The 26,333-nt window shown below is 71.1% G+C and carries 21 protein-coding genes; 11 read left to right on the top strand and 10 right to left on the bottom strand.

What is annotated here, in order from left to right; translation table 11 throughout:
• Positions 1 to 23: 23 nt before the first annotated feature.
• Positions 24 to 2,969: an ATP-binding protein gene (locus tag OU787_RS33395; protein ID WP_268661655.1), complete on the bottom strand. Its 2,946-nt coding sequence runs from the start codon at positions 2,967 to 2,969 to the stop codon at positions 24 to 26.
• A gap of 532 nt (positions 2,970 to 3,501) precedes the next feature.
• On the opposite strand from OU787_RS33395, the gene OU787_RS33390 reads away from it, so the two are divergent.
• Positions 3,502 to 3,996 (top strand): DUF5709 domain-containing protein, encoded by a 495-nt coding sequence (locus tag OU787_RS33390; RefSeq protein ID WP_063759655.1) that lies wholly within the window; start codon positions 3,502 to 3,504, stop codon positions 3,994 to 3,996.
• Positions 3,997 to 4,032: 36 nt separating this feature from the next.
• Here OU787_RS33390 and OU787_RS33385 read toward each other — a convergent pair whose 3' ends face one another.
• Complete coding sequence (locus tag OU787_RS33385; protein ID WP_268661654.1) at positions 4,033 to 4,764, bottom strand: carbon-nitrogen hydrolase family protein; 732 nt, start codon at positions 4,762 to 4,764, stop codon at positions 4,033 to 4,035.
• Between the two features lie 309 nt (positions 4,765 to 5,073).
• On the opposite strand from OU787_RS33385, the gene OU787_RS33380 reads away from it, so the two are divergent.
• Complete coding sequence (locus OU787_RS33380) at positions 5,074 to 5,478, top strand: SAV_915 family protein (protein ID WP_268661653.1); 405 nt, start codon at positions 5,074 to 5,076, stop codon at positions 5,476 to 5,478.
• 261 nt (positions 5,479 to 5,739) lie between these two features.
• A complete protein-coding gene (locus OU787_RS33375) occupies positions 5,740 to 7,443 on the top strand; it encodes a hypothetical protein (RefSeq protein WP_268661652.1) in 1,704 nt (567 codons plus the stop codon).
• Positions 7,444 to 7,578: 135 nt separating this feature from the next.
• Here OU787_RS33375 and OU787_RS33370 read toward each other — a convergent pair whose 3' ends face one another.
• Complete coding sequence (locus OU787_RS33370) at positions 7,579 to 9,783, bottom strand: NB-ARC domain-containing protein (protein ID WP_268661651.1); 2,205 nt, start codon at positions 9,781 to 9,783, stop codon at positions 7,579 to 7,581.
• Positions 9,784 to 10,275: 492 nt separating this feature from the next.
• Positions 10,276 to 11,589 (bottom strand): MATE family efflux transporter, encoded by a 1,314-nt coding sequence (locus OU787_RS33365; RefSeq protein ID WP_268661650.1) that lies wholly within the window; start codon positions 11,587 to 11,589, stop codon positions 10,276 to 10,278.
• A gap of 351 nt (positions 11,590 to 11,940) precedes the next feature.
• Between OU787_RS33365 and OU787_RS33360 the strand changes: the two genes are divergently transcribed.
• Positions 11,941 to 12,156, top strand: coding sequence for a heavy-metal-associated domain-containing protein (locus OU787_RS33360; RefSeq protein WP_030461187.1), 216 nt, complete (start codon positions 11,941 to 11,943; stop codon positions 12,154 to 12,156).
• Positions 12,157 to 12,814: 658 nt separating this feature from the next.
• A complete protein-coding gene (locus tag OU787_RS33355; protein ID WP_268661649.1) occupies positions 12,815 to 13,822 on the top strand; it encodes a GNAT family N-acetyltransferase in 1,008 nt (335 codons plus the stop codon).
• Positions 13,823 to 14,008: 186 nt separating this feature from the next.
• On the opposite strand, the gene OU787_RS33350 is transcribed toward OU787_RS33355, so the two are convergent.
• Positions 14,009 to 14,854 carry a spermidine synthase gene (locus tag OU787_RS33350; protein WP_268661648.1) on the bottom strand — a complete coding sequence of 282 codons (846 nt, stop codon included), beginning with the start codon at positions 14,852 to 14,854 and terminating at the stop codon, positions 14,009 to 14,011.
• A 172-nt stretch (positions 14,855 to 15,026) separates the two neighbouring features.
• On the opposite strand from OU787_RS33350, the gene OU787_RS33345 reads away from it, so the two are divergent.
• Positions 15,027 to 15,995: an alpha/beta hydrolase gene (locus OU787_RS33345; protein WP_268661968.1), complete on the top strand. Its 969-nt coding sequence runs from the start codon at positions 15,027 to 15,029 to the stop codon at positions 15,993 to 15,995.
• A 77-nt stretch (positions 15,996 to 16,072) separates the two neighbouring features.
• On the opposite strand, the gene OU787_RS33340 is transcribed toward OU787_RS33345, so the two are convergent.
• The 4 genes from OU787_RS33340 to OU787_RS33325 form a co-directional block, all read right to left on the bottom strand.
• Positions 16,073 to 17,095, bottom strand: coding sequence for an AI-2E family transporter (locus OU787_RS33340; RefSeq protein WP_268661647.1), 1,023 nt, complete (start codon positions 17,093 to 17,095; stop codon positions 16,073 to 16,075).
• 617 nt (positions 17,096 to 17,712) lie between these two features.
• The gene (locus OU787_RS33335; RefSeq protein WP_030461192.1) at positions 17,713 to 18,420 is read right to left on the bottom strand and encodes a glycerophosphodiester phosphodiesterase; all 708 of its coding nucleotides are present in this window, start codon (positions 18,418 to 18,420) and stop codon (positions 17,713 to 17,715) included.
• 269 nt (positions 18,421 to 18,689) lie between these two features.
• Complete coding sequence (locus OU787_RS33330) at positions 18,690 to 19,103, bottom strand: TOBE domain-containing protein (protein WP_268661646.1); 414 nt, start codon at positions 19,101 to 19,103, stop codon at positions 18,690 to 18,692.
• A gap of 366 nt (positions 19,104 to 19,469) precedes the next feature.
• Complete coding sequence (locus OU787_RS33325) at positions 19,470 to 20,828, bottom strand: ROK family transcriptional regulator (RefSeq protein WP_268661645.1); 1,359 nt, start codon at positions 20,826 to 20,828, stop codon at positions 19,470 to 19,472.
• An 84-nt stretch (positions 20,829 to 20,912) separates the two neighbouring features.
• On the opposite strand from OU787_RS33325, the gene OU787_RS33320 reads away from it, so the two are divergent.
• From OU787_RS33320 to OU787_RS33310, 3 genes are all read left to right on the top strand, one after another.
• Positions 20,913 to 22,109, top strand: coding sequence for an MFS transporter (locus OU787_RS33320; protein WP_268661644.1), 1,197 nt, complete (start codon positions 20,913 to 20,915; stop codon positions 22,107 to 22,109).
• A 438-nt stretch (positions 22,110 to 22,547) separates the two neighbouring features.
• Positions 22,548 to 23,534 (top strand): deoxyribonuclease IV, encoded by a 987-nt coding sequence (locus tag OU787_RS33315; protein WP_268661643.1) that lies wholly within the window; start codon positions 22,548 to 22,550, stop codon positions 23,532 to 23,534.
• 239 nt (positions 23,535 to 23,773) lie between these two features.
• Positions 23,774 to 24,349, top strand: coding sequence for a TVP38/TMEM64 family protein (locus OU787_RS33310; protein WP_268661642.1), 576 nt, complete (start codon positions 23,774 to 23,776; stop codon positions 24,347 to 24,349).
• A 102-nt stretch (positions 24,350 to 24,451) separates the two neighbouring features.
• Here the strand turns inward: OU787_RS33310 and OU787_RS33305 are convergent, their stop codons facing one another.
• Positions 24,452 to 24,808 (bottom strand): YrdB family protein, encoded by a 357-nt coding sequence (locus OU787_RS33305; RefSeq protein WP_268661641.1) that lies wholly within the window; start codon positions 24,806 to 24,808, stop codon positions 24,452 to 24,454.
• 172 nt (positions 24,809 to 24,980) lie between these two features.
• On the opposite strand from OU787_RS33305, the gene OU787_RS33300 reads away from it, so the two are divergent.
• Both OU787_RS33300 and OU787_RS33295 read left to right on the top strand, forming a co-directional pair.
• A complete protein-coding gene (locus tag OU787_RS33300) occupies positions 24,981 to 25,508 on the top strand; it encodes a DinB family protein (protein WP_268661640.1) in 528 nt (175 codons plus the stop codon).
• 398 nt (positions 25,509 to 25,906) lie between these two features.
• A complete protein-coding gene (locus OU787_RS33295) occupies positions 25,907 to 26,305 on the top strand; it encodes a cell division protein SepF (protein ID WP_051817130.1) in 399 nt (132 codons plus the stop codon).
• The last annotated feature ends 28 nt before the right edge of the window (positions 26,306 to 26,333 follow it).

Raw genomic sequence — 26,333 nt, 5'->3', positions numbered from 1 at the left:
TCCTGTCCCTGCCCTCTTCTCCCTCAGCTCTCGGTCTCCGCCAACGCCTCCGCCACGTCCTTCCGCCCCACGCCCAACTTCCTCAGCACGCTGGCCACATGGTGCTCGACCGTCCTCGGCGACAGGAACAGGGCCTGGGCGATGTCCTGGTTGCTGACTCCCTGCCCGACCAGCTCGGCGACCTGCCGCTCACGTGGCGAGAGCGCCTCGCCGTAGCCGCGCCGCCCGGGCGAGGCCATCCGCCCCAGGCCCAGGTCCCGTCGGACGTGCTGGCAGCGGGCCGCGTCGGAGGCCGCGCCGAGGGTGGTGTAGGTGGCTTCGGCGGCGGCCAGCCGCTCGGCCGCCGTCTGCGGGTCGCGGTCGGCGAGTGCCCGGGCCAGCCGCTCTTCGGCCTTGGCGACCTCGTAGGGGCGTCCGATGCCCCGCCAGGCGTCCCGCGCCTCGCGGTAGGACTCGATCGCACCGCACGGGTCCGTCCCCTCCAGCAGGACGCCCCGGGCCAGGGCCAGCCCCGCGTGCGCGGCGGGCGCGTCCGCCCCGTCGATCGCCTCCGCCGCCTCCTCGGTGAGGTGCCTGGCCGCGCCCTCGTCGCCGGCACCCCGTACGGCCTCCACGGCGATCGGCAGCAGTTCCCCGGCCCGGGCCCACGCCCCCGCCTGGCGCAGCATGGCCACGGCCGGCGCCAGCACCGCAGCGGCCGCCTCCGCACCGCGTTCCACCAGCTCCACCGCCCCCAGCCCGGCGGCGGCCCTGATCGCCGTGGTGACCTGTGACTCCCGCTCCCCGTACCTGGCGGCGGACTCGAACTCGGCCCGCGCGACCGCCAACCGCCCCCGCGAAGCGGCCATCCGACCGAACAGCATCGCGCGTTCGACCCGGGCCATCGCCACGTCCGGGTACTCGGTGCCGATGGCCTCGAACCGCTCCTCCAAGCCCTGCCACCGCCCGGCCAGGCCGTCGAGGCGCAACAGGGCGATCCGGCTGTAGCACTCCAGGTAGGAGATCGCGGCCTGCCGGGCCAGGGCGCGGCTCTCGGCGAGCAGCCGTCCGGCCCGCTGGTCGTGGCCGGTCTCCATGGCGATGTCGCCGACGTTGAACAGGGCCCTGGTGGTCTGCCGGACGAGTTCGGGGTTTGAGGCGTCGCGGGGCAGCCGGTCGAGCTCGGGCCACAGCTCGGGGTCGCCCTCGCGGGCCTGGAAGGTGAGCCTGGTGGCGCGGTAGGCGGCGGCGACCTCCTCGTCGGGTTCGCTCTCCAGGGCTGCGGCGGCCTTGGCCATCCGCTCACGGACGGCCGCGCCCGCGCCGTCGCGTTCGTTCATGGCGAGCGCGACCAGGGCCCGGGCGGCGCGGGCCGGGCGTTCGGCGATGAGCTCGTCGGCGGCCTGTTCGATCAGCGCGAAGCCGGCCCGGTCGCCGCCCTGGACAGCCACCCGCAGGCCCAGGGTCAGCCGGACTTCGCCCCGGTCGGCGACCGGCAGCCGGGGGTCGGCGATGATGTCGGCCAGCACTTCGGTGCTGGCCGCGTCGTAGGCGGCGTTCGCGGCGAGCCCGGACAGTGCCCGGGCGGCCCGTCCCCGGCGCTCGGGCGCGAGGTCGGCCTCGGCGAGCAGCTCGCGCAGCAGCGGCCCGGCCACCGCGGTGTCGCCCTGTTCCACCGCCTGGTCGGCGGCCGCTTCGGCGGCCTGTTGCCAGGCGTCCCGGTCGCCGAGGGCCCGGGTGTGCGCGGCGATCCGGGCGAGCGGCTGCGGTCGCCCGGTGCGCAGCGCGTCGATGGCCCGGCGGTGGAGCGCGGAGCGCGTCGGACCCGGTATCCGCCGGTACACCACCTGCCGGGCGGGCTCCCAGCGGAACGCGTACCTGGCAGGTTCCGGCTCGCTCAGCACACCCGCCCGCAGTGCCTCCACCAGCCCGGAGGAGGCCTGCTCGGCGGACAGCGCGGAAACCTCGGCGATCAGCCCCTCACCGGCCGGCTCTTCCAGCACGGCGACCGCCTCCACCACCGCACGCGCCTCGGCGGCGAGACCTGCCAGCCGCTCGGCCACCGCGTCCCGCAGGCCACGCGCCAGATCCGCCCCGCTCAGGAACGCGACGGGATCCGTCTGCCGGCCGTCCTCCTGCAGGGCCGCCAGGTCCTCGACGACCGCGGCCGGGAGTCCCCCGGAGCGTTCGTACAGCAGACGCGCCACCGCAGGCACGGTGCCGGGCCCGGTGCCCGGGCCGGCACCGGACGCGAGGCCGGTACCAGCAGCAACACCGGCGCTGGAGGCGGGAGCAGCAGTGGGCCCGGCCGCGCCACCGGTGCCGGTGCCGAGCACGGTGCGGGCCAGCTCCAGCACTTCCGCCTCGTCCAGGGGCTCGATCCTGAGCAGCCCGCCGGAAACCCCGGGCGGACAGCGGTAGGCCGTTCCCAGCACGGGCGCCCCGTCCGGCAGCTCTTCCGGCCGGTAGGTCACCACCAGCGACAGACCGGGGTGCGGGTCCCTGGCCAGTAGCAGCAACAGTTCCCTGGTCGCCCGATCGGCCCACTGCACGTCCTCGACCAGCAGCACCACCTCGCCCAGTGCCCCGAGCAGCGCCTGCAGGCCTTGAGTCAGCCGGTACCGCTCGTCGGCTCCCGCACCTGCGGTGTTCTCCGGCAGCAGGTCGGCCAGGTCCGGCAGCCAGGTCCGGAGCGCCCCGGCGCTCGGTGGCATTCCAGCGACTCCGGCCAGCACCGGGCGGCTCCGCCGCAGCGCGTCCAGCACCGGACCGTAGGGGGACGGTTCGGCCACCGGATGGCACCGGCCGGTCAGCACCCGCTCGCCCGGCACCTCGGCCTCCGCCAGCGCCCGCCCGACCAGTGCGGACTTGCCGATACCGGCGTCGCCCTCCACCAGCACCACCGCCGGCGCGGCCCGCAGCGCCTGGATCAGCCGCGCCACTTCGCGCCGCCGTCCCACGAAGCCCGGCGCTCCGCCGTCGTGCCTCATCGCCGCCCACCCCATCCGCACACCCGGCCCGACGGCACCGACCGGCGAGGGCACGTCCGTTCCATGCGCCTCATCATGCCGCGCTGCCCCGACGCCCCGGCCGCCGACCGCCATTCCGCCGCCTACCTGTGCCCCTCGCCTGACTTCCGCGTTACCGAAACCCTTCATCCCCGCCTCCTCTCACGCTCGGAAACCCTTCACCGCCTCCGCCCGCCCACCGATCCTGATGCTTCTCCCCTCCACCGCGACACCCCTATCGACATGGCCTCGACAAATTCCCGCCACACCGCCACGAACCGCGTCGGCCCGTCCGCCCCTCTTCGACCGGCCTGCGCCCAGCGCAAGCCCCCGACCAGGCACCTTGCCCACCGACAACCGCTTCGCCTCCTTCCTCCGGGCCCCCGGAAGCCGTCCGTCCCGCCCGTGTTCCGAGGCCCTCGGCGCCGCGCCGTGTTGCGGGCGGGGTGGCTCCCTGGCGAGCATGAAGAAACTGCGTGTGACCTCACCCCGAGTGACGAGGACAGGTGCTGTCATGACCGACTGGGACGCCCAGGACCCGGAACCCGCCGAGGACGACGGCGTTCTCGAACCTGCCGACTCCCTGCTCACGGACCGGCTGGACGACGACCCGCTCGACACCGGAGTGATCCCGCCGGACGGCTACCGCGGCGCCACCGCGTACGGCACCACGCCCGAGGAGGCCGAGCGCGGCGAGTCCCTGGACCAGCTGCTGTCGGAGGAGGAACCCGACGACAGCCCCGAGGCGGTCGACGACCGCTGGGCCGACGGCCCCTCGCCCCGGGCCGGCCGCCTGGTCGAGGACGGCATCGACACCGAGGGCACCGATGTCGGGCCGGACGCCGGCGCCGCCAGCGCGGAAGAGGCCGCGGTGCACCTGGTGTACCCGGACGAGGACACCGAAGCCGAGTTCGACGACGCCGAGCCGAACGAGCCGCTGCGGGAAGCGGTCCGGTTCACCGTCCTCGACGATCTGGCCGACCGCGTGCCCGACGACGAATACCGCTGAGCCACGCCTCTCCCGGTTCCGCCGTTCCCTCCCTCCTCAGTCGCCCGTCTCCACCTCCAGGTCGGCCACCAGCAGCCGGGGCCCGCTCTCGTCCGCCTCGGCCACCACGGTCCCGTCCGGCGCCCACACGGCACTGCCTCCGCAGCCCGTCCACGGCCCGGCGGGACCGACGTGGTTCGCGAGCACCACGTACATCCCGGTGGCCTTCGCTATCGCCGGGTGGACCGTGCGCCGCTCCTCCCGGCCGCCCCCGGTCCCGTACAGCGAGCTCGCCAGGTGAACCCGGCAGCCCTGGGCCGCGTTCCGCCCGGACACCTCGGGGAAGTGGTTGTCGAAGCACGTCGCCAGCGAGTAGCCGACGCCGCCCGCCCAGAAGCGGCCGCCACCGCTGCCCGGCTCGAACACCTCCCGCTCGTTCTCGTACAGGTGCTCCTTCGCGTACACCGTCGCCACGGAGCCGTCCGGGGCGTACACGGTGCTGGTGATCTGCGGCCGGCCTCCCGGCCCTGCCGCGGCTCCGTTGACCACCACCGTGATCCCCGTACCGCGTAGCGGGTCGAGGCGGGCGTCCTCCGCCTCCGTCCACAGCGTCCGGTCCCGGCCGATCAGCCCGGGTTCGTATCCGGTGAGAGCCAGCTCCGGGCAGACCATCACCGCGCTGCCAGCCGCCCGGGCCTCCTGCGCCAGTTCCGCGATCTGCCGCACATTGGCCACCACGTCACCCACAACGCACTCGAACTGAGCCGCCGCCACTCGTACCTGTGCCATCCCGCTCTCCTCTTCGTCGCCCCGCGCACTCGGACGCTACCGCTACCACCTACCGCAGCTCGTTCCGCAGAGGTCCCGACGCCCCCGCATCCCGACTCGTCCAGCCGAACTGCGGTCTTCCGGCACTCACCACACATGCCTACCGACCTCGGCGCCGCAGCCCCACCGCGCCATAATCCGGGGATCAAGAAGCCGTCAGGGCTCGGCACCTCACCAAGATTTCCGGCGTAGCGTCGATGCCATGACGTGCTGGCGCTGGGCGGCCGCCCGGCACCTTTCTGCGCCCGCCACCCACCACGGAGGCATCCCATGCAGCAGCGCCACGACGACGCCGGTCCGGAGCCTGCGAAACGCGTTCCTTCTGGCTTCCTCCTGGTACCGGTCAGACCCCATCCGCTGGGCTGCACCGCTCAGCTCTTTCGCACCGCACTCGGCGACCGGACCGCTGTCGCTTTCACCTCCGAAACCCTCCTGACCCGCGTCCTCGGCCCCGCCCAGTCCTGGGCGGAGTTCTCCGAACCGGCGCTGCGCGCACTGGTCGCTCCGCTGGGCGTCACCGCCCTCACCATCGACCCTCAGCTCGTGGCAGCTGCTCCGCGAAGCCGTCCGCGCCCCGAGGCCGCACGCGCCGCCCACGCCCTCGATCCTTCCGCCGTCTCCCAACCTCTCCTGGGGCCCACGCCACCACCGACCATCGTCTTCCCCACCGGCTGAACCGCCATCAGTCGGCAGCCGGCTCCGTCAGGACCACCTTCCGCACTCCAGTAGCCTTCAGAGGGAACCCGAAAGATGCGGAGAAACAGGTGGTGAGTGCCTTGTCTCAACCCCTCCGATCCGCTACAAAATACCGCGAACCGCGAACCGCGAACCGCGAACCGCGAACCGCGAACCGCGAACCGCGAACCGCGAACCGCTTCACTGAGCGTCTGACACTGGCCAATTCGATACCATCGCTCGCAGGGGCGGAGGTGTCCGGTGGACTTCGATAGGCGCATCCTCGTACCGGTCGGCCCGGATGCCTCGCGCTGGCGGACCTTCGACAGCGAGCGCACCGTAGCGGTCGCGGCCCGAACGGTGACCTCCCTCGTTCGCGTTCTGGAAGTCCTGCCTGATCTGCTGGGCGATGATCCCCGGTTGGCCGTCGTATTCGCCCACGATCCCACCTCCGCCTTCGGCGAAGGCGTTCCGGAACTGCTCCGCTCCTTGCGCTGCCGTACTCTGCCGTGGGCCCAGCTCTCTGAAGCGAAGCCTGATCTGATGGTCTCCGCGAGCGAGAACATCGGCGTTCCACCCGGCGACTACCCGGTACTCGTCCTCCCACATGGTGTCGGCTTCCAGAAGCTCGTTCCGGATTCGGCGTCGTCGGGTACCCGGCTCTCCGGCCTGGTCTCGGAAGGGTTGCTGGCGGCACGCCGGGCCTGGCTCGCCGTGTCGCACCCCGATCAGGAGAGCCAACTCGCCGCCGCTCACCCGGCCACCGTGGGCCGGACCGTGCTGGCGGGCGACCCGTGCCTGGACCGTCTGCACGCCGGCTTGCGCTGGCGAGACCGCTACCGCTCTTCGCTCGGGGTCGAGCCCGGGCAACGGTTGGTCTTCATGACGTCCACCTGGGGTCCTGGCTCGCTGATCGGCCGTCACCCCGATCTCCCCGCCCGGCTGCTGGCGGAGCTGCCGGCTGACGAGTACCGGCTCGTCCTGGTACTGCATCCGAATGTCTGGTCCGGCCACGGAGCCTGGCAGATCCGGGTGGCACAGCGTTCGGCTCTGGCCGCCGGTGCGCTGTTGATCGACCCGACGGCGGGTTGGCAGCAGGCGTTGACTGCTGCCGATGTGGTGGTCGGCGATCACGGTTCGGTGACGCTCTACGGAGCTGCGCTCGGCAGACCCGTCCTCTTGGCCGCTTTCGGGGAGGAGGCGGTCCCCGGGACGGCCGGACACGCACTCCACCGCTCCGTGCCGCTGCTCGACCGCTCGGCTCCGTTGCGCCCGCAGATCGATGCAGCGCTCTCGGGCCACCGCCCCGATCTGCTCGCCGCTGTCGCCAGGTGTGCGTTCATGGAGCCGGGATCGTCCTTTCCGAAGCTCCGTCAGTTGCTGTACCAACTGCTGGAACTGGTCCCACCAACAGCGGCGGGTGGTCGACCGATGGCTTTTCCGCCCGTACCGCAGCCTGATGCCGAGGTATCCACCTCCTTCTACGTCGAGACGACGTTTGCTGGTGCTGATACGTCGCCTTTCCTTGTATCGGTGCGCCGCTACCCGGCAGCCGTACGTGAACCGGGTGAGGAGTCGGAGCAGACCTTCTGGCATCTTGCGAGCGACACCGAGGAACCCGATACGCACCTCACCGACAGCGCCTCCGTGTTGGTCTGTCGGCGCCCGTCCGCCTCGCTCGACGCCGCCCACCGCCGGATCACCGAACTCCGGGCCCACTACGCCTCTCTCCTGATCGCCGCTTCGCTGCCCGATGGCGCTCTGGTCGATCTGGCGGGCGGGCCGCGGTTCGCGGTACGTTCCGCCGACGGGGCACCGCTGGCCCCGAGTCAGGCTTCCGCCGCGCTCTACACGGTGCTGCGCGTCAAGCTCCACCCTGAACTGCTCGATCACTGCGGCCTCCTGCTGGATCTGGGCTCGCACTGCCGCGAGCTGACGATCCGAAAGGTGCCCGAGCCGCACTGAGCCCACACCCGAAAAGGGCGAAGCACACGTCAAACCAACCAAGTGGATATTTCTGGAGTTCCATCCGGTCGACCCGAATGTCCATCAGCAGCATGATTTCCTGGAGAAAATCCGGAGAGCGACGGAGAGCGGGTTTCACCCTGCAAGTCGTGCCTGCAGCTCTGCTGCCTTCGGATTTCCGTTCTCCCGGTAGATGGTCAGGGCGCGTTCGAGCAGTTGTTGCTGTTCGCCGCTGTCTTCGACCAGCTCCACGAGGGCTTCGATCGCTTCCGCCTCGTAGTGGAACGCCCGCTGTTCCCTGAGCACACCGACCGCCCGCCCCAGCGTCGTCCGGGCCTCCTCCGTTGCACCGGCCAGCGCTTGGGCGCGCCCCAGGTCGGCCAGCGCCCTGGCCGCCATGCGCCGGTCCGGCGCCGGTTTCCCGTCGGCTCCGGTCAGGCCGAGGAACTCCTCGTGCACGGCGCGCAGTTCCCGTTCCGCCTCGGCAGCCCGCGAGCCGTCGACCCCCCGCTCCGGCATCCCGGCCGCTCCGCCGGCCGCAACCAGCAGCGCCCGCCCGAGGAAGTACCGAGCGAGGGCTGCGCCACGCGCCTCACCGGCCCTCTCGTTGAGTTCCAGCGACTCCCGGTAGGCGGCGGCCGCCCGTTCCGGATCCCGCCGGTCCCAGTAGCGCCCGAGGAATTCCCGCACCGAGCCCGGCAGCACCGGGTGCCCCGAGCGGTCGGCCAGGTCGATCGCGGTTTGCAGTTCCGCGAGCGCGCGGTCGTCCTGGCGGAGGTCCAGCAGCGGGCGGGAGAGCATGCTGCGCAGCCGGGCTTCGGCCGCAGGCTGGTGGTCGCGGTGGGCCGCGTCCGCACCGAGAGCCAGGGACTCCCGCCAGTCGGCGAGGTGACGGTGGTGGAGGAACAACACGGTCAGGGCTTCGGCGAGTTGCCACGCCTGTCGATCGAACCCGAACCGAACGGCTGCACGCAGCACAGCCATCAGGTTCGGCCGCTCGGCCTCAAGCCACTCGATCGCATCGCGGTCCGGCGTGTCGGAGGTGGCGAAAGGCGAGTGGTCCACGAGCACGTCGAGCCGGTCGGCGGGCTGCTGCAACGCCTCGCCGACGTCGAGGATGCGCAGCCGGTCCACCCGAACGGTCAGGTCCGCGAGTGTGACGAGTGCCAGGTAGTGAGCGGTCACCCGTTGGACGATCTGGCGCTCGGTCTCCGGCGGATCGGTCTCCCGCGCCGTCTCCTGGGCGTGCAGTCGGACCAGGCTGTGCAGCCGGTAGCGTCCGTCGTCGGTGCGGTGGACGAGGTGCGCGCCGGCCAGATCCGCCAGGAGCCTGGCACTGGTCCCTGCGTCGAGGACGGCCGCGGCCGCGACAACGCCGGAGTCGAAGCTGACTCCGGGCAGGTCGCCCAGGACGCGGTACAGCCGTGCCGCGGGTTCGGCCTGGTCGCGGTACGCCAGGCTGAGTGTCGCGGAGACGCCGGTGGAGTCGGGGCCCTGGACCGTGAGCCGCCCGAGGCGTTGGCGTTCGTCGGCGAGTTGGTCGGCCAACTGTGCGAGCGTGAGCCGGTCGCTGTGCAGGCGGGCGGCAACGATGCGCAGCGCGATCGGAAGGCCGCCGCAGAGTTCGGCGAGCCGGTCGGCGGAGCCGGGATCCGCTTCGACGGCTGCACGTCCGCAGAGCTCGCCGAGCAGTTCCTTGGCGGCGGCCCGGTCGAAGACGTCCAGTTCAACCAGTTCGACATCGTGCAGGGCGAGTTCGCCGAGCCGCCGGTTGGAGGTCGCCAGGACGATGCTGCCTTCGCCCTTGGGGATCAGGCTGCGGACGTGACCGGGTTCGGTGACTTCGTCGAGCACCACCAGCAGCCGCCGGTCGCGGGAGACGCTGCGGAAGGTGTTCTCCAGTTCGGCTGTTCCGCTGCCGATCTGTTCATCGGGCACGCCGAGGGCGCGCAGGCACATCGTGAGCGCCTCGGACAGGTCCGCACCGGCTGCGGAACGCAGTTTGGTGAAGTCGACGAAGAGTTGGCCGTCCGGGAAGTGCTGCTGGTTGTCGTGCGCCCAACGGTAGATCGTGGCGGTCTTGCCGATGCCGGGCATGCCGTTGAGCACGGCGCTGGCTCCCTCGGCCAGCAGCCCGTCCAACCGGGCCAGATCGGCGCGACGGTTGACGAAGCGTCGGGGCGGCTTCGGTACCTGATCGGGCCTGGTACCGAGGGTCGGAGCCGTCGCGTAGTGGAAGGTGATGCCTCCGTGCACGGTGCCGACCTGCATCGAGGTGCCGTGCACGGTGCCCGACATCGTGTTGTCGACCCGCGCCGCCGAGATGCCCTCGCCGTCCACCACGCCGATCGTCCCCACTCTCTCCGCACCGGCTCGTCGGCTGCCACGCCCCCGAGTACCGCTGCGGTCCCGGCTGCACGGACCTCGCGGCTGCTGGCAGACTGCCACGGTACTGGAGATCCCCCTGTCGATCCTCGGATTCGCCGGAGCGGGTCACCGGTTCGTCCCCGGTGGAAATCATTTTTCGACATCCAGTGGGTGAGCTGCCGCAGGTACGACTGCCAGTCCCCGATCCGTACGCCGCCGAGCACTCGGCTTCCTGGTGCACCGACATCTCCCACCGCCTGCGCACCTCCTGCAACAGCAGCCACTTCGCCGTCCCCGACGCAGGACCCTGGCAACTGCTCGGCACCATCAGACTGAAGAAGACCGACTGGCCGGCCCGAGTGAGCGAGGATCGCTTGGGCTGTCCGGCAGGGCACGCGACGCCGGACAACCCGGAAACCAGCGCGCCCTGTTCGGCATCGGGCGCCCGTCGGCAGCTACGAACCGTCATCGACGCAGGACCAGGAAGCGTGCGCTGAACCAGAGCCCGCCGAATCCGAGCACGTTGCCAGCGGCTATCAGCTTCGCCAGTTCTCCGGCGTCCACGGGCCCGGGTATGAGGAACGCGGCGGCCAGCATCACCGTGAAGTACACGACGTTCAGCAGGAAGGCCGCTCCTGCCCGGCCGATCTGCTCCAGATAGCTGAGCAGTGCCAGCGTTCCCCCGAAGAGCACCAGGGTGGGGCCGACCCAGGCGAAGTAGTCGGCTGCGACAGCGGCAGCGGCCCGGTCCGTGGTCAGCGCTCGGGCGAGCGGCTCCCGCAGCAGGAACGCCGCCGCACCGAGCAGGAAGTACGGAGGGACCGACAACCGTAGGACCGTGACCAGGCCCGCGTAGTTGATGCCTCGTCGGCTCGCGCCCGGACGCAAGGTCACCGCGACGGCCGTACCGGAGCCGACAGCCATGGCGATCACCATCAGCAGCGCGACGGCCATCTGCCCGAGGGCGAACCCCGCGACCTCGGTCGGCCCGGCCTCGCGCAGCACCCGCAGATAACCGAAGGTCACGGTGGACAGCAACAGGAACGTGCCCGCCACCGGCGCTCCCAGGCCCAGGAGTTCACGCACCGCACCCCGGTCGATGGCCATCCTCGGCCAGGCCACCTGCTCCCGTCGGAGGACGACCGCCACGGACGCACCGACGATCACGGTGGCGGGCAGGCCGCCGATCGGCACGGCCAGCACACCGAGCCCCGTGACCGCGTGGAGCACGATCGTTCCGACGATGGACAGCACAGTGAACAGCGCCCCCAGCCACGCAGCCGAACCGGCATGACCCAGACCGCGCAGAACACCCGCGCCCAGGTAGGGAATCAACCCGGCCACCCCGGTCAGAGCGACGGCGACGATGAAGACCAGTACTTCGTGCCGGGCCTCAGGAGCGACCCCGAGCGCCGTCAGGACCGGTCCCGAAGCCACCGTCGCCATGACGGTCTGCAGAGCTAACAGTCCGGCGCCAACAACGAAGAACGTCGGCAGTGACTTGAGCGAATCACGCTCCCTTCCGCTCCGTGCGGCAATGCCCGCAGAGACCTGGGCAGCCACCACCAGCCCCTCGGTCACCGCGAGCACGAGGTAGCCGACCGGTGTGTACACCGAGCGGACGTAGAGCGCCTCCGGGCCCAGTCGTCCCAGGAAGGCCACCGTCCAGATCTGCAGCACCAACCCGGACACCAGTCCCAACAGGATGGATACGGCGAATCGCCCGGCTGCAACGTCCAACGATGCGAGCGCGGGCTGCTGCTCCTCGACGGTGGCCACGGTCTTTCCCACCATGCCTCCCCCTCTTGATTGTTCCGACAGCCATCCGTTGGGTGCCGGCGGTATCAACGCGGCAGACCGTAGCGAGAGATTTTTATGATTTCAAGAAATAAATTCTTTCAATCCTTTCGACTCCAACCGAAACCCTGCCCGTCGGCACCACGGCACCGCTCCCGCGGGCGTCACTACCTGCCGTCGGCCACTGGCGAAATCCCATGCAGCACACCACTCATTGGGGTCATCCACCGGCGTGTCCCGATGCCCCACCCTGCTCGGGTGCGTTGTGCTGTACGGCGTTCTTCGGCCTTGAGTGGCCGCCCGCCGAGTCCCGCATGTTCAACGGAGGTACCCATGTCCACCACTGCCGTCTTCTCTGTCGAAGGAATGAGCTGCGGCCACTGCGAGCGCACCGTCACTGCCGGGTTGACCGCGTTGGACGGCGTCACCAACGTCACCGCCGACGCGAAGTCCGGCCAGGTGACGATCGAATCCGCCGAACCCCTGCTGGACGACCAGATTCGTTCCGCCGTCACCGATGCCGGCTTCGCCCTGGTGGGTCGAGTCTGACCCACCAGCAGGACGTCAACCATCGAAATAACCCTGCGGTTTCTTCGATCTCCCTGCTCCCCTGCTACGCACCCGAAGACGAACCGAAACCCCCTCCGGGCCGGCCTGCCGTCACCCCTCCGGTTACCGCCGCAGGGACCGGGCCAATCCATCTCGGGGTGGAAATCATCACTTCCACCCCTTCGGGTAGTTCTGCGTAACCAGCACACGACCTCGGGAATCACCCGGGTGGCCACCGCATCGCGGCAGGCCGCCCGGGCAAATACCGGCTGCGTCCGCGTCCCACCGGCGAATCGGTTCTCGGATTCCAAGCCGCCCTCGGCGCCGCCATCGCCCCTCTCCCCAGCCCTGCATGATCGAGGGATTTTTGGCCTCGAATAATAATTTGCAGGCGATCTGGCCCTCTCCTAATCTTGGGCATCACTGACAGCGGATCAGGTCTCGCTGCCAGCTTCCTCCGGCGTTTGCTCAGTCAGGTTCCGGGGTCTCACAGTGCCGCGTCTCGAGAGGGGTTCCGCACGATGGTTCCGATAATCCGCAGCCGTTCTGCGGCGCTCCCGGTCGTCTTTCTTCCTGGCCGGTCCGTCCCCGTGTAGCAGTCGCGGCGGATCGCCACGATCGGGTTTGGCGCCTCTCGTTCCTTTCTTCCGGAGGCACTGTGATCTTTCGTCCGATCGTTCCGCGGGAACTCAACACCGTACTGGGGCAGGTCCGACCCGATCCGTCCACCACGATCTCCGCGGAGACCGTTCGCTCACGCCTGGCCACTGGCGAGTACCGCCCCGGTTGGATCTGGGTGGCGGAGCCCGCCCCCGACCGGGCACCGCTGGCCGTCGCCATCTGGTGGGGAAGTCCCGCCGACACCCACCCGAGCAATCTGGACGCGCTGTTCGCCCGGTCCGATCCGACCCGAGCCCCCGCCGATCCGTACGAACGTAGGGCCTGGACGTCCAGGGCAACCACCGACCCGCGCAGTGCGATCGCCGCCGCACTGCTGACGGCCGCCCACCAGGTGTTCGCCGCCGATGGGCTGACGCCCCCGCCCGATTACCACCTCTTCCTGCCGCCCGACTGGCGTGATCGCCCCGAGGTCGCCGCTTCGGTGGCATGGCGCCGCAGAGCAGCCGAGGCAGTCGGCTTGCACCTCTCCGCCGAGCGGCTCCGTTTCGAACGCGAGACCGACCGTCCCGTTCCGACCCTGTCGGGCCGCCTGCTCTTCACCCCGGAACCCGATGACGAAGTCTTCGTCGATCTGTTCCGCCGGTCCTTGCCGAACAGCATGGACACGATGTCCACTCGAGAAGTACTCCTGATCGGAGCAGAGGTACATGCAAGGCGCGAGGTCGCGTTCTACCGGCAGGAAATGCACGGCAAGCGTTCCTGGTGGCGAATAGTCCGGACGACAACGGGGCAGGTGGTCGGCTTCGCCATCCCCTCGCACAACTCCGTTGTGCCAGTGGTCGGGTACCTCGGAGTCCTCCCCGAATTCCGGGGGCGGGGCTTCGCTGCCGAGATCATCGCCGAGATCACCCGCATCCTGGCCGTCGAGAGTCAGGCCGACGTGATCCGGGCTGAAACCGACCGCTCAAACCACCCCGTGGTCGCCGCTTTCGAGTTGGTCGGCTATCGCAACCGCACGCGCCGGCTGGTCCTGTCCGCCGTCTGATCGGTCGACCGGATTCCCCGGCACGCGCCCGCCACCGGCTGCTCGCCCAGCCCGTTTCCCCCACAACCGGCCTTCGGCCTGCGATCCGTCTCGGACCGCACCCCGTCTGCCGTCCCGCCGCCGAAAGGAGCACCTCCCATCAGGTACGACTTCCAGCACAGTGCCCCGCCACACCACCGTTCCGGCTCAGCCCAGCGAGAACGCTCCGCTGGGCGGGGGCGGCGAATCCTCGGCCGTCGCATCCGTGACCGGCTCTGCCGCTTGCTCCGGCGTTTCCGTCAGCCTGGCGGGAAACGGATCGGCAGCGAGCAGCCGGGCCAACTCACTGCTGGGGAGCGGCTCGTCGGAGCCGATCAACAGGACGTTTCCGTAGCGCCGGCCCCGCAGCACCGCGGGCTCGGCCACCAGGCAGACGTGCGCGAAAACGGCCGCGACCGTGGCGGCCTGGGCCTTGGCGAACGCGAGCGGTGGGCCGTCCGCCAGGTTCGCCGCGTAACAGCCCCCCGGTCGGAGCGCGGCGGCAGCCAGTCGTACGAACTCGACACTGGTGAGGTGCGCCGGCGTCCGCGAACCGCGGAACACGTCGGCCACCACCACATCGACGCTGGCGGCCGCCACGGATCCGAGCACGGCCCTGGCATCGCCGACCGTCACCTCGATACCGGACGGCCAAGGAAGGTGTTCTGCGATGAATTCGGTCAGCGGGCCATCCAGTTCGACCACCTGCTGGCTCGAGCCCGGGCGAGTCTTCGCCAGGTAGCGGGGCAGGGTGAGCCCGCCACCGCCCAGGTGCAGTACGTCCAGCGGTTCACCGGAATCCGCCACCACGTCCAGCAGGTGGGCGATCCGCTGTACGTACTCGAATTCGAGGTGCGTCGGGTCCTCGAGGTCGACATACGACTGCGGGGTGCCGTCGAGAGTGAGCAACCAGCCGCCCTCGATGTCGATGTCGGGAATCAGCTTGGCGGTGCCGTGCCCCACCTCGCGCTCCGCCGGCCGCGGATCCGCCCCTTCGGCGGTGGGGCCGCTCATCGGTTGGGCTTCCGGGAAATGACGGGGCGAAGAACGATCGACGAAGGGACAGCCATGCGGGCAGCTTAGGCCCCACCAGGGCAGTCTTCCCAAACGAAGGGACCTACTGACCGGTATGGTCACGGGGGTGGTCCCGCACGGGGTGGTCCCGGGCGGCACGACGGAACAGGAAATGGACGTGGCTGGCGTGGACTTCCGTGAAGACATCCTGGGCGCCCCCTACGAGGCAACGGAGCTCCCGCTCGTCCCGGACGAGGAGGGCGAGGTCAGTGCCACGCTGGTCCGTCGGCTGGTGGAGGGCTCCCGACAGGCAGTGCTGTACTTGCACGGCTACACCGACTACTTCTTCCAGACCCACCTAGCGGATCATTTCACGGCTGCCGGTTTCTCCTTCTACGCCTTGGACCTCCGCAAGTACGGCAGGTCGCTCCGCCCGCACCAGTCACCCAACTTCGTGACGGATCTCGTCACCTACGACGAGGAGTTGGACGAGGCAGTCCGGATCATCCGGGAGCTCGACGGCCACACCCGGCTCCTGGTGAACGGGCACTCGACGGGTGGGTTGGTGGCAGCCCTGTGGGCGAGTCGACAGGCTGGCCGCGGGCTGGTCGACGGACTGTTCCTCAACAGCCCGTTCCTGTCGATGCCTGCCGCCCCGGCCGTACGGACCCTCGGCGCCCCCGCGCTCGACGCCATCGGGCGAACCGCTCCCACCCGGAAGCTGCCTGCTCCGCTCAATCCGCACTACGTCCACAGTCTCCACCGCGATCATCGCGGCAGTTGGGAGTTCGATCTTGCTCTGAAGCCCGCCGAAGGGTTCCCGCTGTTCGCCGGTTGGCTGGCCGCGATCCAGCGCGGCCACCGGAAGGTACGCCGCGGGCTCTCGGTCGACTGTCCGATCCTGCTGATGGCCTCGACCGCATCCACCGTCACCAACCGGTGGGACCCAGCCCTGATGCGCACCGACGCGGTCCTACGGGCCGACGACATCGTCGCGCTCGCACCGCGTCTCGGCCGACACGTCACCACCGTCCGGATCGAAGGGGGCGTGCACGACCTGGTCCTGTCAGCCGACTCGGCCCGGGCCGAGGTGTTCGCCGAGTTGGACCGCTGGATGACCGCCTACTTCCCGGCCTCCTGACCGTCCGACCGGATTCGGGCGGATCCTGCACGGATACCGGCAGGGCCGCACGCGTCCACACCTGCAGCACGGAACGCTCACGGCTCGATTCGGTGGCGCTTTCGACGGCTGCCGGGCAGTCCCGGGCCCTCCGTCTCGCCTCGAAGGACGGACACCACTCCGAGTCCGGCGGCGCTGACCGGCACCGCGAGCAGGGCGCCGATGATTCCGGCGATCCCGGAGCCGGCCACCACCGCGATCATGATGGTGGCGGGGTGAAGTTCGACGGTCCGGCTCTGGATGAGGGGTTGCAGGATGTTCCCCTCGATCGCCTGCACCGCCAGCACCACCCCGAGGGCCCACAGGGCTGTACCCAGTCCGCCGTTCGCGAGGGCCACGAGAACGGCCACCGTTCCTGAGAGGAAGGCACCGACAAAAGGAATGTAGGCGCCCATGAAGACGAGCGCACCGAGTCCGGCCGCTCCGGGCACTCCCAGGGCGAGCAGTCCGATGGAGATGAACGTGGCATCGATCAGCGCGATCAAGGTGGTGCCCCGCATGAAGCCGGCCATCGCCGTGAACGCCTGCTGACCGCACGCGATCACCGTGTCGGCGTGCCCGCCCGGGATGAGCTCGTGGACCGCGTCGCCGAAACGGTTACCGTCGCGCAGGAAGAAGAACACCAGCGCGAGGGAGAGCACTCCACCGGTCAGCAGTTGGGTGACCAGACCCAACCCGGACAGGACTCCGTTGGCGAGCGAGTCCACCAAGGTGCTCCCGGAGCCGGAGCTCTCCTTGAGCGCGTACTGGATCTTGTCCCCGAACGGCCCCAGCCAGGAGGCGATACGGTCACCCGCCTGCTGGAGACCGGAGGCGATCTGCGGTGCGCTGTTCACCAGGGAGTTGACCAGCAGTGCGATCCCGCCGGTCACCACGAGCACCAGGATCGTGCAGGTCAGTCCGGCAGCCGCCCCCCGTTTGACGCCCCGACCCACCAGCCAGGGCATCACCGGATAGAGCAGGGCCGTGGCCAGCAGCGCAACCAGCATCGGGATCGTCGCGGCCCGTAGTTCCACCACCACGAAGATGGCGAACGCAGCCACGGTGATGAAGAGGATCACCGCAGCGGACCAAGCCGCAGCCGACCGAACCGACGCGGGCAGCATCTGGGCCGGTCGCCGGTCGTCCAGTCCCGCCCCACCCGCAACGATTACGGGCACTGCCCCCGCAGTCCCCTCATCCCCCGAGGAGGGATGTGCACTTGATGTGGTTTTTCCTGAAAGGCCGTCGGGGACCTCGTCGCCACCACGTCCCGCTGAACTCTCCGACCGCCGGTCTGCGGCTCCTGACCACCGCTGCGATTGGCCACCTTCACCAGAGCCGCTCCGCGGCCGTTCCGCCCCCGTTGCCCCAGGGCCACCCCCTTCTCCCCTTCCCCCGCCGTCTCCGTCTCCGGCTCCGGCTCCGGCTGCAGAAGGTGCCGGCGGATCTCGGCGTTCCCCCGGGTCCTGCGGGTTCGGAGAGCCCTCTGCCGTCACCGCCACCTCCGCAGCCAACACACCGTCATGATCGTCTTATTTCAACAGACAACGGTCATATCGACGGGCAGGAGCCGACGGCGTGGCGTGGCGACCGGAGCGGCCGACCGATGCCGGGCGGGACCCTGGTTCGGGCGAACGTGCACGCCCTTGCCGGCCCCCGCCCCAGCGGTACTGGTGTGGGCACCGGCGCCCACGGATCACCCCTGGTACTGGTCGATCGTCCGGCGCAGCAGCGCGATTCGGTTGGAGGTCAGCGAGTCGACTCCGAGGGCGAGCATCCGCCGCATGGTGCGCCGCAGATCCACGGTCCAGGTCGCCAGGCCCATGCCGGCGTCGTGGACGGAGCCCACCAACCTCTCGTCCACCAGTCCGAAGGGCGGATTGAGGTAGTCGGGGCGCAGCTCGTCGAGCAGCCGCTGCTTCGGCAGTTGGAGACGGTTCCAGGTCAGGGAGATTTCCGCGCCGGGCGCGAGTTCACGGATGGCGAGCATGGCCACGACCGACCCGCAGAAGGCGACGCGGTCCGCCATCCCGAGATCGTTGACGACCTTCCAAGTGGCTGCGGCCGGGCCGCTGTCGTCCAGGTCGATCATCAGTTGCGCGCCGTCCGTGGCGTCGATGATCTGCAACGCCTCGGCAAGGGTGGGAATCCGAAGCCCGAGCCCGGGAGTGACTACCTCTTCCAGTTGGTCGAGCGTCACCCGGGCGATCTGACGCTGATCGTTCCACAGCCGTTCGAGAGTGCGGTCGTGCAGCAGCACGGGCACCCCGTCCCGGGTGAGCTGGACGTCGACCTCGACGGCGTCGGCTCCCGCGGCGAGCGCGGCACTGACCGCCGGCAGGGTGTTCTCGCGGTGCAGGTACGGGTCACCACGGTGGGCAACGGCGCGCACGCGGCTCTTCAACGGGGTCGTCCTCTCGCACGGTCGGGGTACTCACAACGCTGGCCGTCCCACTACCGGTCGGCCACAGGTCTCCGCATCCTAGGCGGCGTCAGTTCACGCCCCGTCCCCGGCCATCGGTACCACCCGGACGCCCCTGCCCCGGTACCGCCCCCGCCCCCGCTCCCGCTCCCGCTCCCGTCCTCGATTCCTGGCCTGATCAGCGCAGAGTCAAGGACGCCCAAGGGATCGGTCGCGGGTCGACGGAAGGATCCTCTCCGCCAGACCAGACCTCAACGCCGTTCGACCACGACGTTGGTCGACTTGATCACCGCAGTGGCGGGCGCCCCGGGGACAAGCCCGAGCTCCTCCGCCGAGTCACGGCTGATCAGCGAAACCACCCGGAACGGGCCCGCCTGGATCTCCACCTGCGCGGCGACATCGCCCAGGACGACGGCGGTCACGATCCCGGGAAAGCGGTTCCGGGCCGATGAACGCCCCTCCACCTCGCTGTTCTCCGGTCGGGCAAGCTCCCGGGCGAACGCCGCGAGTTCCGCCCCGTCGATGATCCGGTGGCCGTGCTCGTCTCGCGTCGCCGGCAGTCGGCCCGCATCCACCCATCGCCGCATGGTGTCGGCGCTCACCCCCAGCATCGAAGCAGCCTCGCCGATGCGGTACGGGTGGACGGGCCGGTCGGACATGACCATCGATGCGACTCCCGGGCGATTCAGGAACGAACTGGCAGATCCCGCCATCCTGCCGTACCGAGGCCCCTCCCCACGCACGCCCCACCACCCGCCCGGGCGCCCGCTCGCCCCCGACCGGCCACCCGCCAGCACGGCAACCTCCACCCGCTGTCCCACCACGGCCCGACCCGCCACATCCACCTCTCCCGGCCTGCCCACTCCGCTGACCGAGGCATCGCAGGCCGACGGCCCCGCACGGCAGCAGAACGGCCACGGCACTGCACCACCGCAGCGGGCGAAGGACAGATCGACGACTCGGCACCGCCGACGCGGCGTCACCGCGCGCCCCACTGCAGCATCCCACGCAGCGTTCGGCGGAGGCCGGCCTCAGTCGCCGCCGAACAGCTCCCGCCTGACCGCGTCCCCGGCGGTCAGCACGGCTCCCGCCAGAACGGCGCCGCCGCCCGCGGTGCCGGCCCGCACCTCGGTGGCGAGCGGGGAGAGCCGGGAGAGGTGGCGTTCGACACGGCTTGCCAGTTCCGGGCCACCGGCCTGCCCGATCTCGCCGCCCAGCACTACGCATCCCGGATCGAGCACGACGCAGATCGCAGAAGCCCCGACGGCGATCCGCAGCGCCAGCTCGTCCAGGAAGTCATCGGCGCCGGTCTCGACCGCCCGACGGACCACGGCCCCGGCCGCAGGCTCCCGGTCCTCAGCTCCGACACCGGGCTCGGCCTCCGCCCCTGCTCCCTCCTCGGTGCCAGGCTCCGCCCTGAGCCCGTGGCGGGCCGCCAGTTCACAGATCGCCGCGCTCGACACCGTGGAATGGAACCCACCGTCACACTTCTTGGAGTCCGGCAGCCCGATCGTCCCGGGCACGGGCAGGAATCCGATCTCGCCGGTGCCACCGGAGGCCCCGCGCCGCAGACGGCCGTCCAGTATCACGGAGGCTCCGACGCCGTGCCCCAGCCAGATCAGCGCGAAGTCCCGCCGGTCCTTGGCCGCACCGATGCGGTGTTCGGCGATTCCGGCGAGATTCACCTCGTTCTCGAGGATCACCTCCGTTCCGGGGCGGGAGCGCAGGGCGGCGAGCAGTTTGGTGTGCCACTCGGGCAGCTTGCCGGAGTTGTTGAGCGTGCCCGTCGCCGGGTCGACCAGGCCGGGAGCGCCGACGGCCACGGTGTGCAGTTCCCCCGCCCCGGCCTCGGCCGCGGTGGCAAGCAGCGCCTCGACGGTCCGTTCCACCAGCAGATCGCCGTCCGTCGTCACGACGCCCGCACCGCCGCCGCCCGATCCGCTGGATCCGCACGAGCAGCCCGTGCTCTCCGGCGCCCCCGCGTCACCCGATCCGCTCGGGTCTTCCCCGTCAACCACAGGAGCCGCAGAAGCAGCAGGAAGGGAGGCGGCGATGGTAGCCGTGCCGAGGGTCCGGCCGGTCAGGTCGGCGACCACCAGGCTGACGCCGCTGGCGCGGATGTCGATGCCGGCGAGGTGCGCACGGTCGGCGACCAGGCCGTACAGGCGGGCGTTGGGGCCGCGGCGCAGTGCGGCGCTCTCCCCGGCGTGGGCGACCAGGCCGCTGCGCTGGAGTCGTTCGAGCAGGTCGGCGACGGTGGGCCGGGATAGTCCGGTCAGCGCGCGCAGGTCGGATGCGGTGAGCGGGCCCCGTTCGAGCAGCAGGTCGAGGGCAAGCCGGTCGTTGATGGCCCGGGCGGTGCTCGGCGTGGCAGTGCGAGCGGTCGTCATGAGCCTGCATCCTTCCAGAGGTTTCTATCAGGCAGGGTCCCTGATAGTTTATCGGCATCCGACCGACCCAAGGGGGAGCCCAGCATGGGCGAGACTCTCAAGGACGTCCGGCGCGCAAGGATGAGCGTGGCGCTGGTGTTCGCCGTTCACGGTGCCGTCACCGGCACCTTCGTCAGCCGCATTCCGTGGATCAAGGACAACCTCGACCTGAGCCCCGGTCAGCTCGGTCTCGCCCTGGTCTTCCCGGCCATCGGCGCGTCGGTGGCGATGCCGCTGGCCGGCCGGATCGTGCACCGCTACGGCGCCCGGACGGCGCTGCAGGGCCTGCTGACGCTGTGGTGCCTGTCGCTGGCACTGCCGGCCCTCTCCCCCCACCTGGTGGTTCTCTGCCTGGCGCTGTTCCTCTACGGCGCGACGGCCGGCATGTCGGACGTCGCAATGAACGCGCAGGGCGTGGAGGTCGAGGAGCGGATCGGCCGGTCGATCATGTCGGGCCTGCACGGCATGTGGAGCGTCGGCGGCCTGGTCGCCTCCGCGTTCGGCGTCCTGGCGGCCCATCAGCACGCGGACGCCCGGGTGCAGTACGCGGTGACCGCGGCGGTCCTGGCGGTGCTCGCCCAGGTGGTGTCCCGCGGAGTGCTGGACGTCCGGCCGACCGCCGGCGAGGAGGCCCCGCCGCGTTTCGCGCTGCCCCCGAAGGAAGCGCTGGTCATCGGCCTGGTCGGGTTCTGCGCGGTGTTCGCCGAGGGTGCGTCGATGGACTGGAGCGGGGTCTACCTCCGCGACATCACCGGTGCCTCCTCCTCCGTCGCGGCCGCCTGCTTCACCGCTTTCGCCGCCACCATGGCCGCGGCCCGTCTGGCCGGTGACGCGGTGGTCCGCCGACTCGGTCCGGTGCGCGCCGTCCGATTGAGCGGCATGATCGCCACCGCCGGCGGCCTGCTGGTGGTGTTCGCCGACTCCCCGTACGTGGCCATCCCGGGCTTCGCGCTGATCGGCATCGGCATCGCCGTGGTCGTCCCGCTCGCGTTCGCCGCCGCCGGCCGGGCGGGCACCAACCCGAGCCAGTCCATCGCCGGCGTCGCCACCATCACCTACACCTCCGGTCTGGTCGCCCCGGCCGTGGTCGGCGGCATCGCACAGGCCAGCTCGCTCACGGTCTCCTTCATCGCGGTCACCCTGCTCGCCGCCGCGCTGATCCCCTCCGCAACGGCGATGCGCCACCGCAAGCCGGCCGGCGCCCCCGTCGCGGCCTCCAGTTCCTTGGAGCCGACCCGCTGACGGGCCCCACTGCCGGACGGCCGGACAATGGGCGGACGGCCGTCCGTCGAGGGGCGCGGGAGGTCCACTCCCGCGCCCCTCGGCACGCCCGGCCCCGGAACCGGCCCCCACCCGACACCCGGCCAACAAGGCCACCCGCGCCCGGCCAGACCACCGCCCCCGCCAAGCAAGCACACAACAGCCCGCCAACCCCTGCCACGGCCCCTCGCCCGTCAGCACCGAGTTCCAGCACCGTCCTACCGAGCTCCAAACCAGGCACTTTCACAGCGCACTCGACCGACGCCGACGACAGCTCCCCCACCCACGCGAACCACCGCAAGCACCAACCCCAAGCCTCCACCCCCAAGCCCCGAGCCCCGAGCCCCGAGCCCCGAAGTACCGGAATCGTGCCGACCCCGGTGAGCTGCGCCTCCGGCCTGCCGTGCGATGCTCCTGGTCATGGATCCCGCCCCGCGCAACCCGATCGGTGCCCACGTCCCCGTCGCCGGGAAGGGCCTGGTGGGCACGGGGCTGGCCTACGCCGAGAAGGTCGGGGCGGAGGCGGTGCAGGTCTTCGTCGCCAACCCGCGCGGCTGGGCGACCCCGGCCGGGAACCCCGCGCACGACCTGGCCTTCCGGGCGGCCTGCACCGAACGGGGCATCCCGGCGTACGTGCACGCGCCGTACCTGATCAACTTCGGCTCCGACTCGGCCGCGACCCGGGAGCGTTCCGCCGAATCGCTGACGCACTCACTCCACCGCTCGGCCGCCATCGGCGCCCTCGGCACGGTCGTGCACACCGGGTCCGCGCTCTGCGGCACCCGTGCGGAGGCGCTCGCCCAGGTCCGCGACCAGGTGCTGCCGATCCTGGACGGCCTCGACCGCTACGGGGCCGACGCCCCGTGGCTGCTGCTGGAGCCGACGGCCGGCCAGGGCAGCTCGCTCTGCTCCCGGATGGACGACCTCGCCGCCTACCTGGACGCCCTCGACCACCACCCGTTGGTCGGCGTCTGCCTGGACACCTGCCACGCCTTCGCGGCCGGCCACGACCTGGCCGCGCCGAACGGGGTCGAGGAGCTCTTCGAGTCCCTGCACCGCGCGGTCGGCCCCGGGCGTCTGCGACTGATCCACGCCAACGACTCGCAGGACGTCGCGGGTGCCCGCAAGGACCGCCACGAGAACATCGGGGCCGGCCACATCGGCTCAGCCGCGTTCGAGGCGCTGCTCGCCCACCCGGCCACCGCCGGCATCCCCCTGATCATCGAGACGCCGGACGGCCGCCACGACCCCGCCCGGGTCGAGGGCGCCCGCCACGCCGCCGACATCGCCCTGCTCAAGCGACTGCGCCGCCCCGCACCGCTGCACCGCCCCACCCCGCCGAACCGTCCGTCCCGCCCGCGGCCCACGGGCGCACCGCTGGACGGCACGACTCCCAGCGCGGGTTAAGCTCCCCGGGTGCATGCCCCGGAGCCGATAGCCGCGCCCACCCCACCGGCCAGGACCACCGCCCCCACCTCGGCCGCCCCCGCCTCGGCCGCCCCCACCGCAGCCGGTGCCGACACGGAGGCCCCCGCCACGGCCCCGCACCGGCCCTCCCCCGCCCGTCCCGCCCGTCGCGCCCGTCCCGCCCGTCGCGCCGGGCCCTGCTGCGTCTCGGCGCCCTGTTCGCCGTACTCGCCGCCGCCATGGCTTCGCTGCTGCTGTGGGACCCGTCCGCCGTCCTGGCCGCCGCCTCGGGGCCGTGGCGGATCCCGGTCGCGCTCGCCGCCTACGGTTTCGGCTCGATGGCCTTCCTGCCCCGCCCGGCGATGAACGCGGGCATGGGGCTGCTGTTCGGCTCGGTGTGGGGCGTACCGCTGGCGGTCGCCGGGTCGGCGATCGGTGCTGCGGCGGCGTTCGTCCTGGGACGTTCGCTGGGACGCGAGGCGTTGCGGCCGCTGGTGCGCGGCCGGGTGCTGACGGAGATCGACCGGCGCCTGTCGGAGCAGGGTTTCCGCAGCGTGCTGCTGATCCGGCTGTTCCCGGGCGCGCCGTTCCAGGCGGGCAACTTCGCGTGCGCGTTCTCCGGCGTGAAGTTCTGGCCGTACCTGCTGGCCACCGTCATCGGCGTGGTGCCGACCACCACCGCGTACGTGGTCGCGGGGGCGAGCGCGAGTTCCCCCACCTCACCGGCCTTCCTGATCTCCGCCGGGGTGATCGCCACGATGTGCGCGTTCAGCGCCTTCTCCCTGTGGCGCGCCCGCCCCCGCCGCTCCGCCTGACTCCCTCCCGCAGCTCCGCCCCGCCCCCGCCGCTCCGCCCGACCCGCTCCCGGAGCGCCACCCCGGCGCCAACGAAGCCCCAGGCCGCCGACAACCACCCGCCTAGCGTTCGATCGCGGGCGACCACTCGCCGAGCGACCACAGCACCACCGTGTTGACCACCATCACGATGCCGAGCCCGAGCGCCCACCCGGGGTGTCCGCCGACCGCCAGCAGCACGACCGCCCCGCCCCAGACCAGCAGTTGCACCCCGTACCAGAGCACCGCCGAGTCGCGCACCGGCCGCCGGGGCGCCGCGTAGCGGCCCCACAGCACGACCGCGAGCGCCGGCAGCGCCAGGGCGATCAGCCCGCGCAGCACGACCGGGCCGTCCGCCCAGACCCCGTACCCGCCGACGGCCAGGGCCACCAGGGAGGCCAGTTCCAGCAGCAGGCGCAACGCCAACTGAGTGCCCGTCATCACCTTGCGCACGCCCGTACCCGCCCGTTCCCCCGCCGCACCAACCAGCCCGATGATCCGATCTTCCCACCACAGTCCCACCCCACACCCACAGCCCCACCCCGCCCCGCCCGAAAACGCCCCACCCGAAAACGGCTCGCCCGCCCGCCCCGGGCTGCCCCACCATGTCCGCATGACGAACACCGGCCCCGCCACCACCCGCACCAGCCCGCCCTTCGCCGCCGACGAGGCGACCATGCTCGGCGCCTGGCTGGACTTCCACCGCGCCACGCTCGCCCTCAAGTGCGCGGGCCTGTCTCCCGATCAACTGCGCGAACGCGCCTGCCCACCGTCCTCGCTGAGCCTGCTCGGGCTGGTGCGGCACATGGCCGAGGTGGAGCGGCACTGGTTCCGCAAGGTGCTGGACGGCCAGGACCTCGGCACCGACGGCCGCTACTGGACGGAGGAGTTCCCGGACGGCGACTTCGACCTGGTGGACGGGGCCGACCCGGTCGCCGACACCGCGGTCTGGCAGGAGGAGGTGGCGTTCGCCCGGTCCGCCGCCACCGGCCTGCCGCTGGACACGGTCGGCAAGAGCCGGTGGCGCGACAACGAGGTGACGCTCCGCTGGATCCTGGTCCACATGATCGAGGAGTACGCCCGCCACAACGGCCACGCCGACCTGCTGCGGGAACGAATCGACGGCTCGACCGGCGAGTAGCCCCCACCGCCACCCGCCCGCACGGTGCACGCCGCACCGGTGTGACGCACGCCGCGCTGCGCGCCACGCCCCACCCGCACGCCCCTCGACCGCGACCCACCACTCCCGGGTGAAGCCGTTACATGATTGTTGACACTCAGTCAACTAGCGTCCCGGTAGCACCGATAGGGTCGTCACTCGCAACCACCCACCGGCCGGTGGCGTCGTTGCGGGTATCCGCCGGGCATCCGAGGAGCCACGGATTTTCCTCCGCGCCACAACCGGTGCAGGGGGTACAAGCGGGCACATCCACGGTGATCAGTGCGATACTCGGACAGTTCCAACAAGTGGATGACGTGTCAAAACGACCCGTCACCCCCCGGGGGACGAGTACGGAACGAGACAGGGAGGCGCGGCTAATGGGAGCACTACGCGACGAGCACCACAACGGGTGGCTGATGCCTTCCGGCAGCTACCCGGCCGCGATGTACGAGGAACCGTGGGAGGGCGAGGAGACGCTGCCGAGCAGTGTCCAGGCCGGCCCCTCCAAGATCGTCTCGCTCCGCCCGACGGGCTTCGAGGCCGCCCGCACGGTCGGCGAGCACATCCGCGCCGCGACCCCGGTGGTCATGGACCTCACGGAGATGGACGACGCCGAGGCCAAGCGGATGGTCGACTTCGCCTCCGGCCTGATCTTCGGCACCCGCGGCGGCATCGAGCGGATCGCCCGCCGGGTGTTCCTGCTCACCCCCGCCGACGTCGAGGTGATGGTCATCGACCGCCCGCTCGACGAGTCCGGCTTCTACAACCAGAGCTGACAGCCGGCCCACCAGCCGTTCGAAGACC

Source organism: Kitasatospora sp. YST-16, assembly GCF_026802215.1.
GTDB lineage: Bacteria > Actinomycetota > Actinomycetes > Streptomycetales > Streptomycetaceae > Kitasatospora > Kitasatospora cineracea.
Note: the sequence above shows the minus strand (reverse complement) of the source record. Positions and strands in the feature narration are given on the sequence as shown.

What these genes read in the sequence shown, in the direction of transcription:
- OU787_RS33395 (WP_268661655.1), bottom strand. Translation starts at nt 2,969, where the DNA reads ATGAGGCACGACGGCGGAGCGCCGGGCTTCGTGGGACGGCGGCGCGAA.
- OU787_RS33390 (WP_063759655.1), top strand. Translation starts at nt 3,502, where the DNA reads ATGACCGACTGGGACGCCCAGGACCCGGAACCCGCCGAGGACGACGGC.
- OU787_RS33385 (WP_268661654.1), bottom strand. Translation starts at nt 4,764, where the DNA reads ATGGCACAGGTACGAGTGGCGGCGGCTCAGTTCGAGTGCGTTGTGGGT.
- OU787_RS33380 (WP_268661653.1), top strand. Translation starts at nt 5,074, where the DNA reads ATGCAGCAGCGCCACGACGACGCCGGTCCGGAGCCTGCGAAACGCGTT.
- OU787_RS33360 (WP_030461187.1), top strand. Translation starts at nt 11,941, where the DNA reads ATGTCCACCACTGCCGTCTTCTCTGTCGAAGGAATGAGCTGCGGCCAC.
- OU787_RS33350 (WP_268661648.1), bottom strand. Translation starts at nt 14,854, where the DNA reads ATGAGCGGCCCCACCGCCGAAGGGGCGGATCCGCGGCCGGCGGAGCGC.
- OU787_RS33345 (WP_268661968.1), top strand. Translation starts at nt 15,027, where the DNA reads ATGGACGTGGCTGGCGTGGACTTCCGTGAAGACATCCTGGGCGCCCCC.
- OU787_RS33330 (WP_268661646.1), bottom strand. Translation starts at nt 19,103, where the DNA reads ATGGTCATGTCCGACCGGCCCGTCCACCCGTACCGCATCGGCGAGGCT.
- OU787_RS33325 (WP_268661645.1), bottom strand. Translation starts at nt 20,828, where the DNA reads ATGACGACCGCTCGCACTGCCACGCCGAGCACCGCCCGGGCCATCAAC.
- OU787_RS33320 (WP_268661644.1), top strand. Translation starts at nt 20,913, where the DNA reads ATGGGCGAGACTCTCAAGGACGTCCGGCGCGCAAGGATGAGCGTGGCG.
- OU787_RS33315 (WP_268661643.1), top strand. Translation starts at nt 22,548, where the DNA reads ATGGATCCCGCCCCGCGCAACCCGATCGGTGCCCACGTCCCCGTCGCC.
- OU787_RS33310 (WP_268661642.1), top strand. Translation starts at nt 23,774, where the DNA reads ATGGCTTCGCTGCTGCTGTGGGACCCGTCCGCCGTCCTGGCCGCCGCC.
- OU787_RS33305 (WP_268661641.1), bottom strand. Translation starts at nt 24,808, where the DNA reads ATGACGGGCACTCAGTTGGCGTTGCGCCTGCTGCTGGAACTGGCCTCC.
- OU787_RS33300 (WP_268661640.1), top strand. Translation starts at nt 24,981, where the DNA reads ATGACGAACACCGGCCCCGCCACCACCCGCACCAGCCCGCCCTTCGCC.
- OU787_RS33295 (WP_051817130.1), top strand. Translation starts at nt 25,907, where the DNA reads ATGGGAGCACTACGCGACGAGCACCACAACGGGTGGCTGATGCCTTCC.